This is a genomic window from Neobacillus mesonae, from assembly GCF_023715155.1.
GTDB classification, from domain to species: Bacteria; Bacillota; Bacilli; order Bacillales; family Cytobacillaceae; genus Neobacillus; species Neobacillus mesonae_A.
This window is the reverse complement of record NZ_JAMBNQ010000059.1, coordinates 1-17,745: the sequence shown is the minus strand read 5'-3', so window position 1 is coordinate 17,745 and position 17,745 is coordinate 1. Positions and strand designations below refer to the sequence as shown.

18 protein-coding genes and 2 pseudogenes are annotated in these 17,745 nt (G+C 35.2%); 15 read left to right on the top strand and 5 right to left on the bottom strand.

Translation table 11 applies throughout. The features are described from left to right. Positions 1-497 (top strand): IS110 family transposase (locus tag M3183_RS25240; RefSeq protein WP_251474466.1); only part of this gene is annotated, 497 nt, incomplete at its 5' end. A 584-nt stretch (positions 498-1,081) separates the two neighbouring features. Beyond that, positions 1,082-1,354, top strand: coding sequence for an HU family DNA-binding protein (locus tag M3183_RS25235; RefSeq protein WP_251474464.1), 273 nt, complete (start codon positions 1,082-1,084; stop codon positions 1,352-1,354). Positions 1,355-1,834: 480 nt separating this feature from the next. Here the strand turns inward: M3183_RS25235 and M3183_RS25230 are convergent, their stop codons facing one another. Next, positions 1,835-2,188, bottom strand: coding sequence for a tyrosine-type recombinase/integrase (locus tag M3183_RS25230; protein ID WP_251474463.1), 354 nt, complete (start codon positions 2,186-2,188; stop codon positions 1,835-1,837). Positions 2,189-2,929: 741 nt separating this feature from the next. Here M3183_RS25230 and M3183_RS25225 point away from each other — a divergent pair. From M3183_RS25225 to M3183_RS25200, 6 genes are all read left to right on the top strand, one after another. Beyond that, entirely contained in the window at positions 2,930-3,397 is a 468-nt protein-coding gene (locus M3183_RS25225; protein ID WP_251474461.1) for a hypothetical protein, read from the top strand. A 698-nt stretch (positions 3,398-4,095) separates the two neighbouring features. After that, positions 4,096-4,296, top strand: coding sequence for a hypothetical protein (locus M3183_RS25220; RefSeq protein WP_251474460.1), 201 nt, complete (start codon positions 4,096-4,098; stop codon positions 4,294-4,296). A gap of 156 nt (positions 4,297-4,452) precedes the next feature. Further along, positions 4,453-4,638, top strand: coding sequence for a hypothetical protein (locus M3183_RS25215; RefSeq protein ID WP_251474457.1), 186 nt, complete (start codon positions 4,453-4,455; stop codon positions 4,636-4,638). 170 nt (positions 4,639-4,808) lie between these two features. Continuing rightward, on the top strand, positions 4,809-5,312 hold the full coding sequence (locus M3183_RS25210) for a hypothetical protein (RefSeq protein ID WP_251474455.1): 504 nt from the start codon (positions 4,809-4,811) through the stop codon (positions 5,310-5,312). A 208-nt stretch (positions 5,313-5,520) separates the two neighbouring features. Then, a complete protein-coding gene (locus M3183_RS25205; RefSeq protein ID WP_251474451.1) occupies positions 5,521-5,922 on the top strand; it encodes a DUF6075 family protein in 402 nt (133 codons plus the stop codon). An 11-nt stretch (positions 5,923-5,933) separates the two neighbouring features. Next, entirely contained in the window at positions 5,934-6,692 is a 759-nt protein-coding gene (locus M3183_RS25200; protein WP_251474449.1) for a hypothetical protein, read from the top strand. Between the two features lie 472 nt (positions 6,693-7,164). Here the strand turns inward: M3183_RS25200 and M3183_RS25195 are convergent, their stop codons facing one another. After that, entirely contained in the window at positions 7,165-7,386 is a 222-nt protein-coding gene (locus M3183_RS25195; RefSeq protein WP_251474447.1) for a DUF1657 domain-containing protein, read from the bottom strand. Positions 7,387-7,751: 365 nt separating this feature from the next. Here M3183_RS25195 and M3183_RS25190 point away from each other — a divergent pair, with 365 nt between their 5' ends. After that, positions 7,752-8,480 (top strand): Fic family protein, encoded by a 729-nt coding sequence (locus M3183_RS25190; protein ID WP_251474446.1) that lies wholly within the window; start codon positions 7,752-7,754, stop codon positions 8,478-8,480. Positions 8,481-9,226: 746 nt separating this feature from the next. On the opposite strand, the gene M3183_RS25185 is transcribed toward M3183_RS25190, so the two are convergent. Then, the gene (locus M3183_RS25185) at positions 9,227-9,913 is read right to left on the bottom strand and encodes a response regulator (RefSeq protein ID WP_251474444.1); all 687 of its coding nucleotides are present in this window, start codon (positions 9,911-9,913) and stop codon (positions 9,227-9,229) included. 772 nt (positions 9,914-10,685) lie between these two features. Here M3183_RS25185 and M3183_RS25180 point away from each other — a divergent pair. The 5 genes from M3183_RS25180 (at position 10,686) to M3183_RS27520 (ending at position 14,709) form a co-directional block, all read left to right on the top strand. Further along, complete coding sequence (locus M3183_RS25180; protein ID WP_311315409.1) at positions 10,686-10,883, top strand: MarR family transcriptional regulator; 198 nt, start codon at positions 10,686-10,688, stop codon at positions 10,881-10,883. Between the two features lie 674 nt (positions 10,884-11,557). Continuing rightward, positions 11,558-12,214 (top strand): GGDEF domain-containing protein, encoded by a 657-nt coding sequence (locus M3183_RS25175; protein ID WP_251474442.1) that lies wholly within the window; start codon positions 11,558-11,560, stop codon positions 12,212-12,214. Continuing rightward, positions 12,186-13,661, top strand: coding sequence for an EAL domain-containing protein (locus M3183_RS25170; RefSeq protein ID WP_311315408.1), 1,476 nt, complete (start codon positions 12,186-12,188; stop codon positions 13,659-13,661). Before M3183_RS25175 ends, M3183_RS25170 begins: the two co-directional genes overlap by 29 nt. Before the next feature lie 69 nt (positions 13,662-13,730). After that, positions 13,731-14,537 carry a PAS domain S-box protein gene (locus M3183_RS25165; RefSeq protein ID WP_251474438.1) on the top strand — a complete coding sequence of 269 codons (807 nt, stop codon included), beginning with the start codon at positions 13,731-13,733 and terminating at the stop codon, positions 14,535-14,537. Then, the gene (locus tag M3183_RS27520; protein ID WP_396953762.1) at positions 14,533-14,709 is read left to right on the top strand and encodes an ATP-binding protein; all 177 of its coding nucleotides are present in this window, start codon (positions 14,533-14,535) and stop codon (positions 14,707-14,709) included. The genes M3183_RS25165 and M3183_RS27520 overlap by 5 nt, the downstream gene beginning before the upstream one ends. A gap of 138 nt (positions 14,710-14,847) precedes the next feature. On the opposite strand, the pseudogene M3183_RS25160 reads toward M3183_RS27520, so the two are convergent. Together M3183_RS25160 and M3183_RS25155 are read right to left on the bottom strand one after the other, a co-directional pair. After that, positions 14,848-15,650, bottom strand: a pseudogene (locus tag M3183_RS25160) (alpha/beta fold hydrolase). A 120-nt stretch (positions 15,651-15,770) separates the two neighbouring features. Next, positions 15,771-16,799 (bottom strand): annotated as a pseudogene (locus M3183_RS25155) (IS1595 family transposase). A 302-nt stretch (positions 16,800-17,101) separates the two neighbouring features. Between M3183_RS25155 and M3183_RS27235 the strand changes: the two are divergent. After that, positions 17,102-17,227: a hypothetical protein gene (locus M3183_RS27235; RefSeq protein ID WP_285881129.1), complete on the top strand. Its 126-nt coding sequence runs from the start codon at positions 17,102-17,104 to the stop codon at positions 17,225-17,227. Positions 17,228-17,745: the final 518 nt, after the last annotated feature.

Here is a 17,745-nt window from a genome sequence, read left to right as displayed (position 1 = left end):
GTTACTATCAGCTTGAACAAGATATCGAAAGTATTACAGGGCACTTAGTTAAGCTAGTAAAAACGTCTGTAGAATACGAATGGCTATCAACGGTTCCAGGGCTTGGAGATACCACGATTATTGACCTGTTAGCTGAAATCGGAAGCTTTTCACACTACGAAGATCCACGCCAACTAATCAAACTCGCGGGATTAACGTTACGTGAAAATTCCTCCGGGCAGCAAAAAGGGCATAAAAGCATCTCCAAACGGGGTAGAAGAAAGCTGCGGGCCCTACTTTTTCGAGTGATGATGCCCATGATTCGCCACAATGAAGCCATTAGAAGGCTACACGAATATTACATTAACCGTCAGGTTAATCCTTTACGCAAGAAGCAATCCATCGTGGTTCTATGCGATAAACTATTAAAAGTATTACATGGAATTAGCACTAAGAACAAAGCGTTTGACGCACAGCGAATGATGAGGGATATTCCTAGTCTCGCAGAGGCTGCGTAAGACCCTACATCCCATTAAATTGACCTAGACAATAGGATGACACGGAGAAGCTGGCACTATTTTTTCCATTCGACCTTGAGTCCCTAAAGGAGCTTCGCTAGCCTCTGCCTTATGACTAGACCGAACGAAGGAATGTAGGCATACTGATGCCCAGAGACATGGGAGGGTACGTCATCATAAGCTACGCAGAGATCCATTGTGCATCGTATAATTCCCTATCACTACTTACCATCTTTAACCAGTAGTGACCGTGTAGCGTACCCATGTGATGGAATAGTTTACATAATATAAAAATATTGTTAGAAATCGTGTCGAAAAATATTTTTTGACACCCCACCAAAGGGTCAAACCGTTGATAAACCAACATTTATAGAGGGAGGATTAATTTGAACTAAATGCATATATTTCCTATCTGATCATCAAATTCTAATAAATATAATGAAGGGATTTATAATTGTTGTTAGATAAATCTACATTTTACGTGAATCTGCTTTTTCATAGTTTTTTTACAGAAGTAGAACGTGAGAATATTATATGCTATATTTATAGTTCTTACATAGTTATTAAATTAGAGGTGTATAAAAATGAATAAAACAGAATTAGTAAAAGCTGTGGCAACACAAGCCGAATTGACACAAAAAGACGCAACAAAAGCAGTTGATGCGTTATTCGATACGATTTCTGACACACTTGCTCAAGAAGGAAAAATCCAATTAATTGGATTTGGAACATTTGAAGTACGCGAACGTTCTGCTCGAAAAGGACGTAACCCACAAACAGGTGAGGAAATTGAGATTGCTGCTTCTAAAGTACCCGCTTTCAAACCAGGTAAAGAGTTAAAAGAAGCTGTTAAATAAAAATATATAGTAAACTGTAGAATACTCTGGATATGAATAGAATCTAGAGTATTTTTTATTTAAAGATATAAAGAAGGTAAGCCCGTATTCAAATAACGCATATAAAAAAGCAGCACCTCCTGGTATGATCAACGTATCAATTAAGTGATCTGCCCCCATAAAGTTGGACAAAAAATATTATGCTACTTGCCCGGTGGTTAGAAGCCTGTATTGTACAGGGCTTTTACAGCCGGTTTTTTCTTTTATTCGATATTTGTTATATGTTATAGTAACCTATCCAATCTGCTGCAACCCATCAAAACCCTGTCACTTTTGCTCTTGCTTGTATTTATTTAAAATATCTAAAGCACTGGGTGAGAGAAAAACATCTCGATTTGAATGAGTAGTTTTGACATCCTTGATAAACAAACCTTTTGACTTTGTCCGGGTTAATGATTCTTCCACATGAATGACACCTTTTTCTAAGTCAACATTTTTCCATCATAGCGCAAGAATTTCTCCACGACGCATCCCAGTAAAAATAGCTAACATAAAAGGTACCAATTCGTTTTTCTGTTCGCAAACTTCCAAAAACGCACTTGCTTCCTCCGCTGTCCAGATTTGCTTAGGCTTTTTATGGACAGAAGGAGGGGTGGCATCCTTAGCGGGATTACTTTTAATCAATCCCCATTTAACTGCTTTCTGTAACGATTTCGAAATAATGTTGTGAATTTTTCGGACAGTACCAGGTGCCATTCCATCGTTTAATTTTTGTATGTATAACTGATTGATATCATATGCGGTAATCTTGTCTAATGGAATTTCTTTAAAATACGGAATCAGATGAACCCGCACGATGGTTACAGCCACTTCAAAAGAAGGAAGCTACACTACTACATATCGATAGGTATCGTTTAACCTGCTTAAAAGATATTCTTTGTATATGGTTTTGGCTGGTTTGTAAGATGTGCTCCCGTCATGATTAAAGATAAACTAAAAGTAATTGAGAAAGCTAATTTACGTAATGAATTTCATTATCATCTGTCCCAATATGATTGTTTACCAAAGACAATATATATTTTGCCCGTTTATGAAGGGATGCAAGGAAAATATAAAGCTACAAAATATACGATGATAGTAGTTATATAAAAAGATTGAAGCTCAAACGGCTGGATCAGAGAGTTTGAGCTTCGCGAAAGGGGAAAAAACGTCCGTTTTTTTCTTGACTAAAAGGCAGGCATCGAGCCTGCATGGCTGCTGGAGTAGCCTAAAACCTTTTGAGGGCTTATTCGCTGAAGAAAGGAAACCATTAGCTGAAGCAAATGCTTGTTTTACCTAGGGGGAGAAATTTTCCTTTACGATATGGCTGAAGTTTGCCAGGGATTCAATCTTACTTTAGAAGAGACTGTTAAATGGCAATAAAGGTGTTTAATTACAAATAAAGTCGTTAATTTTCAATAATGTTATTTAAAAACTATAATTCTCCTATTCCATTAAGGACGGGATTACGGAAGATCATTATAAAGGGAACAATAGTGCGGCTGAATATTTGTAAAGATGGAAAGAAAAGCTATTGTTAAAAAGAGGAACAATGTGATGATTGGACTTATTTTTGCAGTTATCCTTTTTAACCTGATAGCATTTATGACAAATAAACGGATGAACAAAAATCAAATCGTACATATCTGGGTATTTACTGTGGCACTACAGGTACTAACTGATACATATATTGATGGAAAGTATCATGGTTATTGGTACTTTGACAAGGCCATTGATATCAAGTCAATTCCTGCATTAATATTACTAATTCCCCCTGTGAATATAATGTTTTTAAATTGGTATCCTTTTGAACGAACTCTTTATAAACGCCTTCTTTATATTATCTATTGGGTAATAGCGATTACCCTTTATGAAGCCGTTACAATGTTACCAGAACCCTGGGGATATTTTAACCACGGATGGTGGAAATTGTGGTATTCGGCAATCGTCAATCCTTTATTGCTCCTTATTGTTTTATTTTATTATAAATGGATCCTTAAAATTGAAGAGTCAGTTCCAAAGTAAGGATATGATATTTTGCGCCTTATCCATATGAATTTGAAGCATTCCTAAGACTAGGATCACGCAGGGCAGTCTTTATGGCTGCCTATTTCCTTGAGGAAAACGGCTATTTAAAAAAGAGTTTAAAAGATACATTCGGGCGGCAGCACTAAAGACTGTAAGAAAGGGAAAAACCATCCTTTCTAACAGTCTTTACGTGTCGCTTCGGCATTAAATGGCCCGATAACCACGGCCTGTAAAGAAAGGAAAATCGCCTTTCTTAACCTTCCGTAGGTTCCTGTTCCATTTACGGCTAACACCGTCATACCGAACGAGCCGAAAACCTTAAAAATCTAAAAAACAAAAGCGGATAGAAGCTGAAGGCTTCTTTTTATTGAATATTTTTCCCTTTTGCCTTCCGAATCGTAAAACAGCGCAAGCCTTCTAAATTTCCAGCTGGTAGGACACCCGAACCTTTCCGGCTGGAAACTAAGAAGGCTAGTCAATCAGTCAAGGGGCCAAAAACTTTTTTGCTTAAAGGCGACTAGCGCAACAGCAAAAAACTTTTAGGCTAAAACCACCCTTGACCGATTGCCTATGAGTGTTTTTCGTTCTACTTGCAAAAGGAGAAAAATAATCCCCCTTTGGGGAACTAACTCGCTTCGCAAGTCAAAAGGAAAAAATGAAAAGAAAAAAATCAAATGCAAAGGAGAAAAAACAAAATGACAAAACAAGAACAAAAAGCCATCAAAGCGTTAGAAAAGGAATTTAATAAATTACGAGAGGATCTACAAGAAAAAGCAGAATTTTTTAATGATACATCTAATCAAGAAGCCTATACATGGAAATTTAAAATTGAGGGGTCAATTATAGAATATAAATACTTATTTGAGACAGGAGAAGTTACAAAGCGTTTTGCTTAATCATCGTATATAAAGTGTCTAAGTGGTATAAAGGTTGGGATGCAGGAAATTACCTTAAATCGCTTAGTAATTGTGGGTAGTGACATCTTCGCTGATGCTACCCCTAAAGCAGATATAAGTAAGTTGTGTGCCAATAAAAAAGAAGGAGTGGATTATATGAAAGTATTCCGAGTTGTTTATTTCTTAGATGGGTTTCAAAGGATTTCTATAGTAGCTGCTGAAAATGATGATAAGGCAGGAAAATTAATTTCTAAGGAGAAGGATATTGTATTGCACTCAATTAAGGAATGCGATTTAACTAATCAATACATTATTCATACAGAGGTTATTGAAGTTGTCTGACTATAAATAATCAGAAAAAAATGAACGAATTGGAGAGTCAAGGAAGGTACTAAAAACGAAATGATCCGGTACCACTTAAACGAAGAAAGTAAAATCCCGGTGGGGAAGCCACCCCCATCGGGTTCAGTAGAAAAATGTTTGCAACCATTGAAAAAGGGAGAGGATCAAAAATGAAAACATGTCCTTATTGTGGCAGCAATATTGAAAAGATAAATCAGCATCAATATTATTGTAATTTTTGTAGTATGAATCTTGATTTTAGAATGGTCAAGGAAAATCGAGAACGTATAGATGTTCGAGTTCGTGATTTTGTATTGGATGCTGTTATCGATAAAACAACACCAGAAATAATGACATTATCAACCTTTGAACTATTATATTTGCTTAAAATGATACGAAAAGAACGTAGTGATATGTATCATCACATGCATGTTTTTCATCGTGCTGGTGAGCAAGGTGGTACAGAATTTAAAGAAGTCGAAACAGAGACAGGACGCAGCTATATGTACTATACAAAGAAGGCCTTTGTGGTAGAAAATATTATCCGAACTCGTCTGGGCTATGTGCCAGAACGAATCACAGAAAATTATCTTGCGAAATATCTAGAAAATATAAAAAAGGACAAAACGAGGCCTATGATTATCAGAACTGAAAGGCAAAAAAGTATGAAATAATCTTTAAATCAAGAGTAAAATCTTGTATACTGAAAGTTACAATACTCTTTGTGCTTGAGTATTGTATGTTACTGAATATACTCCGGCTGATCCCCGGAGTTTGTTTTTAAACAAAATTAGTGTCTAGATGGTATATAATATATAAAAATTTTGATTCGTGTTTAGCCAGTAGGAAAAAAATCCAAGAAAAAATACGGAGGGGATTATAATGAACTTTAAATTTGTAAACCAAGAACATGAAGCAGGATTTTTACAATTTCGAGCTGAAGATATGTCAGATTATTATAGGACCAACAAGGAATACTTATCCGTTGTCTATATAATGACTGCCAATGAGGAATTATACAGAAAAATAAAACCATATTTCGATGGAAAAAGCGGTGAATTTGATTCTGAAGAAATGTTTAAAGAAAAAGATTTTATCGGTGGGTATCTTGTTCTAGCAAAACTTGCTGTTCATTTATTTAATTCAAATGAAACCGTTGAACCAATTCACATTATTTCTAGATTAGATGATGAAAGCTTTAAATTAGCGTTAAACGCTTTTATATTACGCCGTTATGGAGTATCGAAGGGTTATGACCTTCCAGATGAAAAACTTTACATGTAGGAGTTGCTTTTATGAAACAAGTATCATTCTCCTTGTTACCTGGGCAAGCGGCAGCATTTAAATCAAAGGTTGTTCCGGCGGTCCAATCTAAGATTTTAAGAAACTACGTACTGAATGATTATCGATTGCCTGATGACTTGAGCACCATCAATGAAGGAAATAAAAAGGGATTGAAGCCTGAAAAGTTCCATTTTGATGAATACTCAGATGCAAGACTAAATGAATTAGTGAAAATCGTAAGAGAAGCCGGATATACAGCAAATCGTTCCTCTTTAATGCGCCATATCATGAAGCAGCTGCTTGAAAAATTAGAGAAGCAGGATGCTTCTTTTCCGAAACAGCGTGAAATACGTCATTCAAGCTTTTATTTTGAGAGGGGTACAAAAGATGTACTAGAGCAGTTTACTCCGTTCCGTGATCGTAACGCAGCCATAGAGCGATTTATTTTAGAAGAATATAAGCCAAGTAATAATCTAAACGATTTGCTGGATAAACCGGAAGAAGTCGAATCTATGAGGATTAGCGTTACTGTTGAAGCATTTCGTAAACTGGATAGATATGTGGAGGAAATTCAAACAAAAGGGATCACCCGAACAGCTCTTATGCGTGATGTAGTGGAGCAGCTTATTGGTAAATTATCAAATACCGAAGCAAGAAAATTAATTGCTGAGAAACGGCTTCAGAATGCCCTAAGTGAGTTTGAAAATACATTTGGTAACGATGTATTAAGGGAACGGCTAGAAGAGTACAGAGGGGATAAGAAGGATTGAAAACAATGAACCAAAATCGTTTGACTGAAAAATGAATAGTATGCTGCCATTAATTTTTTGTGGAATTGTTTTCGGGGTTATAAAAAGTACCTAAAAAGGGGGTTCAGCTTGTTTTCCGGTCCCAAAACTCAATACTCAAAATCGTTACAAACTTTACTATACGTTTATAGGGTTACTTAAATACGGAATTTGGAAATAAAAGTTAGCCTATAACCCAAAATTACACGTATCTCGGTCGTCCTCACAATAGAGCAAATTACAAAGATACATCTATGACACAGGAATGGTGGAAATCCAAAAAGAAAACTTGTACAAAGTGCTATTAGTAGAAAAGTCGAAAACCCAAGCTAAACTTCCCTAAACTAATATTTTTTATTGATGTTGAAATACGAATTTCAACATCAAAAAAGCCGACTTTTCCTTCTAAGGGATGATCGGCTTTATTTGCTCGACGCTTACCTTTATACTGGTTTTACTGTTGTTGCTGCTGATTTGGATTATATTGTGGTTCTTCTTGCTCAATTTGTTGAACACGTGAATTTACTTGATCAACAATTTGTTGAGTTTGTTGGGCAGCATTTTGATAAAGTTGCTTTGCATTTTGGTTGTCGGTTGCTAAAGCAAAGGTTTCGAAGCTTGCCTGAGCACTTTTTAAACCTGCTAACGTCTGCTGGACCTGTTTAATAACTGTCATTTGTTATTTCCTCCTTATAATGGCGTACCCTATTAAAATAAGCATCATTTTTAAAATCATGACAGGGAATTTTTGTAAAGAGGGAAATAAAAAAATAGTACATTTTTTAGTATATATAAGTAAAGACATTAAGGTATAGTGACGGGGTAGCTGTCCTAATCCGCAAGATAACTTACATCTGTGAGTTTGAAATAAAGATTGATAATATAACAAAGTCCGATAATTTCTAAAAAAGATTGATAAATTGTAATAAAGTTCGACAAAACAACTTGCGAATCATTGAAATAATGCAAACTGTTTTAATTTAACAGTTAGTGTAAAATTGAGATAAGAAATATAGCACAACGCATGAGAGGTGAGATTAAATGTTTGAACAAATAAATAGTAAAAAGGCGATTTTAGATACCTTACGACCATTGCCAAAATATACGTTAAAGAGTTTACGTGAAAAGCTATTGCTTGAATGGACGTATAATACCAACGCTATTGAGGGTAATACATTAACAATGAACGAAACAAAGGTAGTGTTAGAAGGAATTACTGTCGGTGGTAAAACGATGCGAGAGCATTTAGAAGTCATCAATCATCGAGATGCAGTTGAGTACGTTGAAGAAATTGTGCAAAAAGGAGAGCCACTAACAGAATGGCAAATAAAAAATCTCCATAGATTAGTTTTAAAAGGCATTGCTGATGATTACGCAGGTGTGTATCGTGACCAACAAGTGTTTATTGCTGGGGCCAAGCATACACCTCCAGCACATTATTTAATCACGGAACAAATGGAACAGGTGATTAAGTGGTATGACAACGAGGCACAAAAATTACATCCAGTGGAGCGGGGGGCTATGTTGCACGCAATATTCGTTGGCATCCATCCGTTCATTGATGGGAATGGGCGTACAGCTCGCCTTCTTTTAAATTTAGAATTGATGAAAGCAGGTTTTCCTGCGGTTGTTATAAAAGTGGAAAATCGGTTAGCCTATTATGAAGCGTTAGATAAATCCCATACAACAAAAGATTATCGTGATTTCATTCAGTTAATCGCAAAAGAAGTAGATGATTCACTAAATCTTTATTTAAGTGTTATTTCTTAATATAATTGGGGGCTTTAGATTAAGAAGCACCACTAGAAATAATCAATCTTTTTTATAAAAACTGTAAACTAAATCACCAGGAAATAATCCATTTTGATCAGATTTTTCAAACTGGATTCTTTTTTTGCCACAAAACATAGATTCACACGATATTTTTAATCAAACTTTATTTTCTAAAGCTACACTGGAAGTTTTTTTAGTCGTTTGCTGGGTTATCATTTTCTAATTAAATGGACGTAAGAATGCAATAGTATCCTTATAAATAAGTATTCCATCACCTTTAACCATAATTGGGCGTTATGCAAAAATACCTAAATTTTAATAGGCCTGATGACAGGGGGCTTGTTGTAGGCTGCAAAGTAAATTTGGAAAAAATAAAACAACATTATGCTAAAGGTCTTTGGTAAGTCTTTTGGTGATATTTTTTGGTAAAGTTCAAAGCTATTTATACCAATGGCCATATATTTTAATAGTACTACAAAAACCCATGGCTTTTGGTAACAGACATTGAAACTTGCCCTTAGATCTTTCCAAAATAACTAATTACTTTGCGGTTCATAGCAGCTACCCTGTCACTATGCCAAAAAGCCCAGAAAAACGATTGCGTAAGTGCAATTTAAGTACTTTTTTTCGAATTGGCCCCCACATTACTTCCAAAAGATGAAATGGGAGTCGTGGCGGTATTGATAGCCACGGGTTTTTTCACCTTATTCTAGCGTTATTGTCAGTTCAACGGCATTTTCGATTTAAGGAAGCCCAATCTCCACCCAGCCATTTTTGAACGCTGCAACAACAGCTTGAGTACGGTCATTCACTTGCATCTTTTCCAATATCTTACTTACATGGTTTTTAACGGTCTTTTCACTGATAGATAGAGATTCTCCAATCCCACGGTTGCTTTTTCCTTCAGCAAGCATTTGCAATACTTGACATTCACGGTTGGTTAATAAATGACTAGACCGGCGAATTTCATTATGAACGAATGCACCTCGGACTGATTGTCCTGCGGTCAACTGGCGATATTGATTAACTAAGATATGTGTTACTTTCGGGTGTAGGTAACAACCTCCTTTCGTAACAACCTGAACGGCATCAATTAGAGTATCTGCATCCATTCCTTTCAAAAGATAGCCCTTTGCTCCCGTTTGAAGTGCATGTGTGACATAGTTTTCATCTTCATGAAGAGATAAGATGATTACTTTTGTATTTGGGAATTTTTCAACTAACTCACGTGTTGCTTCAATTCCGTTTCCATTTGGCATATTTATGTCCATAATCACAACATCTGGATTGTGTTCGCTGGCAATTTTTAATGCATCCCAGACATCTTTACCTTCTGCAACAATTTTAAACGTTTTTTTTAACTCAAGGATTCGTTTAACACCTTCACGGAAAAGCTGATGATCATCAATAATTGCAATTTTCGTAGTCACAGTGTTCCCCCCTAATCTTTTATTCGATTTCGTTAATTCCTTCCTACAGAAGCATTTTTTAATTTTTATGTAGCATCTCATTTCTAACTAAATATTACTAAGGGTCTTCGTATCTAAACGGGGAAAATCACAGACCTCCGACTATAAACTAGTCCAATGCTGCCGGTAAACAATCAAACATAGAATGAGTATGGTCTGTATGAAATTAAAATTATAAATCATAAGTTCATGATAACTATAACCTTGTTGAATGACATAGCAGGGATAAGACTTGGGCATATCAGAGGAAGGTATATAAACTGCAACAATTTACAGCCTGGAGCATGTTCATATGCTAAGGCTAAAACATCATAAACCCTATTCTCTTGTTCCATATCCTCAAAAACTGTAAACAATCACTTTATATCCTCTAATATACGATATTATTAATTATGTTCCCTATAGGAATAATGCCCTAAATTTATATTGGGAGGAATTTTTTACGATTAAGCATGGGTTGGTTACATTTCTATTAGGAAACAGTGATAGGGGTACAGCTATGTTAGATATATAGGATTTTTGTGCAGCAATCGGGCCAGATTGTTGAGGAACGTTTTCAATAAAATTGGAAATTAATGTTGAAATATAGAGTGGAGATTGTGAATATTTTCGTGAAAAGAGGTTAAATGGACTTGAATTTTAACGACCCAAAAGTTAAGCAAGTAATGGCAGTTTATCAATCATTCTGGGCTATTAACAAAACTACAGCTAATTTAACAAAAAAAACGCTGAAATTTTTGGACTTTCATTACAACAGTTATCAATCCTTAATACATTACTCGCGTTCCCTGAATTAACGCAACAACAGTTGGCTGATAAGCTTATCTCATCAAAAAGTAATATAAGTGTTGGAATAGATAAATTAGTTAAAATGGAGTTAGTAGAAAGAAAATTTTCTAAGGAAGACCGAAGAGAAGTGAAGTTAAAATAACTATTAAAGGGAAGAAGTCTCAAAAAAATCTAGTAACAATTCGATATCTTATAAGGCTATGCTTTTAGCATTAGATAAAATGCCCGAAGATGATGTTCAGTCTTTACTTCGTATACAGAAAGAACAATTAAATCACATAAATTGAAAGTGGTTTATAAGCGAATCGTTTTTTATAAATCGGGCGCATTTCTGTAGCAAAAGTGTGCTCTTCTTTATGAATTGGGTCATTTAATGAAAAAAGAGAAGTAAATCGAAGCACTAAGTTATTTAATAAATCGGTGGTACTGTGTATTGTTTTAACTTATCAAAACGTCCAAAAGTTGATAGTGTTGGATGTCAAAGATTTGACGGATATGTCACCACCATAGTTGTAAGCCAATGTAACCGATGTTCATGTTACCCTGACAGGTATCTCTGATCAGGAGCTTTAATAAAGAAGAGCCTTTCAAGAAATCTTTTAAGTCTTGACAGGAGAAGGTGCGAAGAAGCAGACTTTTGTAGATCATCCCTGGTTTAACCGGGTTTTGATAGTTATGCAGTTTTGATTGAATGTACATCTTTCGCTAAAGCACCTGTTGAAGAACAATGTTTTCCATAAATAGCAAACCATGATTATTGAAAATGTGGTAAAATCCCTTATATAACTTATTTGAAAGCGAACATGAGGTAGGTTTATGAATGAATCAATTTTTTCATTTAATAATAATTCAGAATATAGTGTAAATGACGGTTTTCCTTTTCCTCCTATCGAATCCATACTTGATAATTTAAATAGTGGTTTTTTTATTTTGGATCATAATTGGACAATTATTTATTTGAATAAATCAATGGAGAATTGGGTTAGAAAAAATCGAGAGGACTTAATCGGTTTTAATATTTGGGAAGCGCTTCCTGATGCAGTGGGTACAAATTTTTATTATTTTTACAATAAAGTAATGGCTGAAAAGATTGCAGTTTCCTTTGAAGATTATTATGAACGGACACAGGAATGGCTACAAGTTACAGTGGAGCCATACAATGTAGGAATAATGGGATATGTCAATAATATAACCGAAAATAAAAAGAGGGAAGAAACAATTAACCATATCATGTTTCATGACTTTTTAACAGATTTGCCAAACCGGAATATGTTAAATTTACGTCTTTTAAATGAACTTTCGATTGCATCTGAAAAGAATCAAAGTATGGTAGTCTTGGTAATAAATCTTGACCGGTTTAAATTAATCAATGAATCATTAGGTTATGTTTTGGGAGATTTTCTTTTAAAAGAAGTAACGAAACGATTAAAAACATCTCTAAACAATAAAAACATACTTTTCCGTAATAAATAATGGAGATGAATTTATTGTTATATTGGGTGATTCCAGTAGAGGTGAAGCCACAAAGGTTGCGGGTGGTATTGTTGAACATTTTAATGATCCATTTATTATAGACGAAAATGAAATTTTTATTTCTCTTAGTATTGGGATAAGTCTTTTCCCCGATGATGGGAAAACAATAGATATATTGATGAGACACGCTAGTATTGCTATGGATCTATCAAAAAAAGTAGGCACAAACACATTTGAGTTTTATTCTCCTACTAAACAAAAAATCAAAATGGATCCTTTAAAAATCGAAATGGAACTTCACAAAGCCATTGAACAAAATCAGCTATTACTTCACTATCAGCCAAAGATTAATTTAAGAACGGGTCATATTACAGGAGTTGAGGCATTAATTCGCTGGAATCATCCAAAATGGGGAATTATATCACCTGGAACATTTATACGAATTGCGGAAGATACAGGCTTGATTATACCGATTGGAGAATGGGTGCTATATTCTGCTTGCAGTCAAGTAAAAAAGTGGCAAAGTGAAGGATTCTTTATAGGAGTTTCCGTTAATTTATCCCAAAAGCAGGTCAACTGTTCGAATATCGTTCAAACGATTGTAAATGTTCTGCAAACCAAAGGGCTGGAACCACACTATTTAGAGGTTGAAATAACCGAAAGTATGACATGTAACTTTGAACATACCATTTCCATCTTACAGCAACTGAAGAAACTTGGTGTTTTAACAAGTATTGACGATTTTGGGACAGGGTTTAGCTCTTTAAACTATTTGAATAAATTACCAATCTATACATTAAATCAGTCTTTTGTACGCGAACTTTATAACAATCCAAGTGTTGAGGAGATTGTTAAAACAATTATATCAATGGGACATAGTTTAAATATGAACGTGATTGCTGAAGGAATAGAAACAAAGGAACAACTTTTATTTCTTCAGCAGCATTTGTGTGACCAGGGGCAAGGGTATTTCTTAAGTAAACCTTTGCAGGCAAGTAAATTAAAAGAAAAACTTGATGAAATTCAACAAGTTGTAAAGAGACATGGAATTTCTGAGGATATAAGACTTCGTATTTGGTATGAAGAATTATTAAATCAAGCAAAAAAAAATTTACAGGATACGGTTCGTTTGCAACAGGGAATGACATTTAAGTTTAAAAAAATAAATGGACAATTTGTTCATACCCTCAGTGATGGAGAATTATTATATCGATTTGGATTCACTCCTGCTCAAGTAGTTGGTAAAAGATTAGACGAATTTCTTCCCTGTGAAATCGCTTTGGAAAAAACTGCATACTACGAGAGGGCATGGGAAGGAGAAGATTTTGTCACATATGAGGACAAGATTAATGGGATTTATTATCTTGCTTCATTGCGCCCTATTAAAAAAGGTGGAGATGTAATTGAGGTAATCGGGTCATGCGTTGATATAACGGCACGAAAATAGGCTGAGTTATCTTTAAGGGAAAGTGAGTCCAGATATCGCCTTATTACGGAAAATATGAGTGATATCGTTATGTTGTTGGACAAACAGGGAACTATTTTATATGCATCCCCTTCACTTAATATGCTGCTTGGATTTCAATCAAAATCCTGTCTTGGGGAAAGTTCTTCTGATTTAATTCATCCTGATGATCGTGATAAAGTGATGTTCGAATTTCAACAAATTTTAAATAAAAAATCTCCTTCTGGTGTGGAAGCACGTTTTTTGGACTATGATGGAAATGGGTTATTAATTGAAGGACATGGTACGCCTGTATTGGGTAGTAATGGCGAGATGGAACATTTAGTTGTAGTAGGACGTGATATTACAGAAAAAAGAAAAACCGAAGAACGATTAGCAAAAGCAGAGAAGTTGGCAGTGGTTGGAGATCTTGCTGCAGGTGTTGCACATCAAATACGAAACCCTATTACATCTATAAAAGGATTTATTCAGTTATTGCAACAAGGAATTCAAAACCCTGAATACTTCAACATCATATTTGGTGAATTTCAACGGATTGAGGATATTCTTCAAGAATTTTTAAACTTAGCAAAACCCAAAAGTAGCAATTTACAGATGAATAACCTGACATCTATCCTTCAGGATGTTGAAACATTACTCAGACCTGAAGCCAATTTGAAAAGTATTCAAATTTTTCAAGAGTATCAGAACTCACTTCCAAATATAATGTGCGACCACATTCAAATAAAACAAGTTTTTATTAACATTATGAAAAACAGTATAGAAGCAATAGTAAATGCAGGAACAATTAATATTGTTGGAAGTCTTGAACAGAAAAATATACTTATTAAAATTATTGATAATGGGATAGGGAATTAGTGAAGAACGCCTGAAAAAATTAGGTGAACCTTTTTATAGCAACAAAGAAAAAGGGACAGGTTTGGGTCTGATGTTAACGTTTAAAATAATCAAGCAGCATGGCGGGTCTGTTGTTGTAAACAGCATAGAAAATCAAGGTTCAACGGTTGAAGTTAGGTTACCTATCGCTTAAAAAGAAGGCTCTATTAAACTTTAATGTTGATAAATGCTAAAAATTATAGGAAACCCTAATAAATTGGGTTTCCTCCATTACCCCGATTATTGTTCAACTAACTGGTTAGTTGAACAGGAAACTCATATTTATGAAAAGTTATACCATCCGAAAATTTTCCGACTCAAGTCTGTTTAACCAGTTATGAACTAATGCGTTAAATACATCGGGTTGTTCGATTTGTAGGTTGTGACCAGCCATATCAAGCACTGCAAAAGTTGCCCTTGGGTAATCTTCGATTAGTCGCCACGCATCGTGGTATCCGACTACATTGTCCTGACGCCCTGTGATAATTAGCGTGGGATACTCAAGTTTAGATGAAATATCGGAGGTAAAGCCATATCCATTTTGACGAATGTGGTTTACGAATTCATAATTTGTTTGTTTAGAAGGAAGTAAAATTTCATTTCGAAACCTCACCCATTCAGTTTGACATTGTACTACCCCCATGGAGCAAAATTCATCAGCCTCCTCTGGAGACAAATGTGATATCAAGTTGCTGTCTCTTTTTAGAACGGTCTGCTGTGGTACTACCCTTTCATCGAATTCGGGTATAGTCAATGGTGCTATCAGCAGTAATCCACGAACTGTGTCCTGACGTGAACGGACTATACCTCTGGCAATGTACCCTCCATATGAATTACCACAAAGAATAAACGGTTGACCAGGGATAACTCGTCCAAAAGACGTAATATCGCTTCTAAAATATCATCAGAGTTCTGAATAGATGGTTGTGACCCGGAATGCCCCATACCTGGTAAGTCTATGTATATTCTATTCCAACCGCTTCGTTTCTCGAATAACGGTTCCATTGCATGTAACATCACTTGATGGTCAAGTGTCCAACCATGCAACATAACGATGGGATATCCATCTCCAATTACTTTATGGAAAATCGACATGTATTTGTTTCCCCTTTCCCTGTAAACCAAATGTATCGACATGGACATTTAATCCTTTCATACATATATCACAATTTTAACAAACTTCCTTGTTCAACTACTTCGTAAGTTGAACAAGGGTTACACATTGAATTTTGACAATCGCAAACTGTCATATGTGTACGTCATATCAAATACAAATGATGTTAATAGAAATTCTTTAATGTGTTGTTTAGTGCTTTCGTTGCTACGACTATCGACAAATAAGAACCAAGCAAGGTAATTATCAAGATATTTTGTAGCCACGCCTTTAAAGCGGTCTATCCATTGTTTCAAACGAGAATGGAGACCATTTACATTCTGAATGTGTTACAAGCCCTTAATAACGTGTTTGCCACCGTCAGATTTAATCCGATAATGTTCTAAACCCTTTTCTTTCGCATAGGTTTTGTAGGCTCTCCAAGCATCGGTTACAAGCACATTTTCATTGGATAGTTTAGAACCAATCAAGGTATCGACTTTGGGTTTTACAATACGCCCCATACAAGCAACTTTGGAGACGGTTGCTTTTGTTCGGTCTCTGGCAACGAGAACACATACCTGTTCGTGGCTTATTCCCCTATGTTTGGACTTTCCACCACGTTTACGAGGCTTACGTTCTGTAATGCCCCGTTGTCCCTTTTGAGAGAACAGGAAATAGGTCTCGTCAATTTCAACGATACCTTCAAAATGGTCAAAATCCATTTGTTTTAAGGCATTTAACAGTTTGTGCCTCCAATAAAAGAGCGTAACCCAAGTTACCCCTACGATTTCAGCTGATTTTCGCAGGGAATATCCTTTGAACATAAAATCAACGAATGTAATCCATTCGTTGCCTTTGCGGGTAAGGTACAAGACGGTGTTAGTTGTGTCGGTGAAGGTTTTGTTACAACATTTACAGCGATACCGTTACCGACCATTATATTTTCCAAACCGTACAACGTGTTCCGATGAACAATGAGGACACTCAAACCCTTCCTTGAAGCGAGTTTCTCTCATTTCATTGATTAAACGACCACCAGCAGAGGAAGAAGGTTCAACATAGCGTTTAACCCATTGGTAAACTTGTTCTTTTTTTGTATGTGGTAATTTGTCGATATACTTTAACAAGTTGCTAAACGCTTTGCTCACCTTGACAACCTCCCCGAATACTTGTTCTATGTTGATTATATCAAGAATTCGGACAGGTATCAAATATCAATATTTGCCTTTAACAGAGCCAAAAAGAAAAGAGCAACGTATAATCTGGTACCTATGTCAAGGACATATGAAAAAAAGAGTTAAGCACCTAAAAGATGATTCCTATATTGAATGAGGGCACTGAAAAAGTCCAAATTTAAATTAGGCAGAATAAAGTTCAATAGTAACGAACTTTATTCTGCCTTTTTACTTTATAATTAAAGATATTTAATTTATTTTAGGTGATTTCTAGAATGATTCCAAACCAAGAATCTCTCAGTCTTAGTCCATTTATGGCAATTTATGATATTGTTGTTCCAAGAGATAATATGCTTCGTCAAATAAATGAACTTGTTGATTTATCCTTCATTTTAGAATAAATAAAGGATAAATACTGTCTTAATAATGGCGGTTTGAACTTGTTTTCCAACTGTCATTTTAATGACCTCTTTTCGTTAAAAAATTAAAATTACAAAAGTAATATGCGGAATATTTATTAGCTTATGAATTTAGAACTTTCTAACGTAATTAAAATCCAAACAAAACCATCCTCAAAAAGGATGGTTAAGGAAAATGGACAAATAATTTTCATGTAATAACTTATTCGGATTGTGAGTAAATGGAGCTAGGAATTTTAACTATTTGTGGTAGACACTTTTAAATTGGTACCTCTTTCATATTACGGATAACTCATGCTTGGATTAGCAACAAAAAAAGCACCTAAAGGATGCCTTATAAAAAATTAATAAATAAAGTATGGGGGGTAATAGGCACTGGCCTTGCACGTAAGTAATCGATTTGAAAATATTCAATAATTTTACATTTGGGTTTGGTCTTCAAAAGAAAAAAAGGGAAAAAGGTTCTAAATTGACCTGTTCCCTTTTTTTTCCTTTTAATA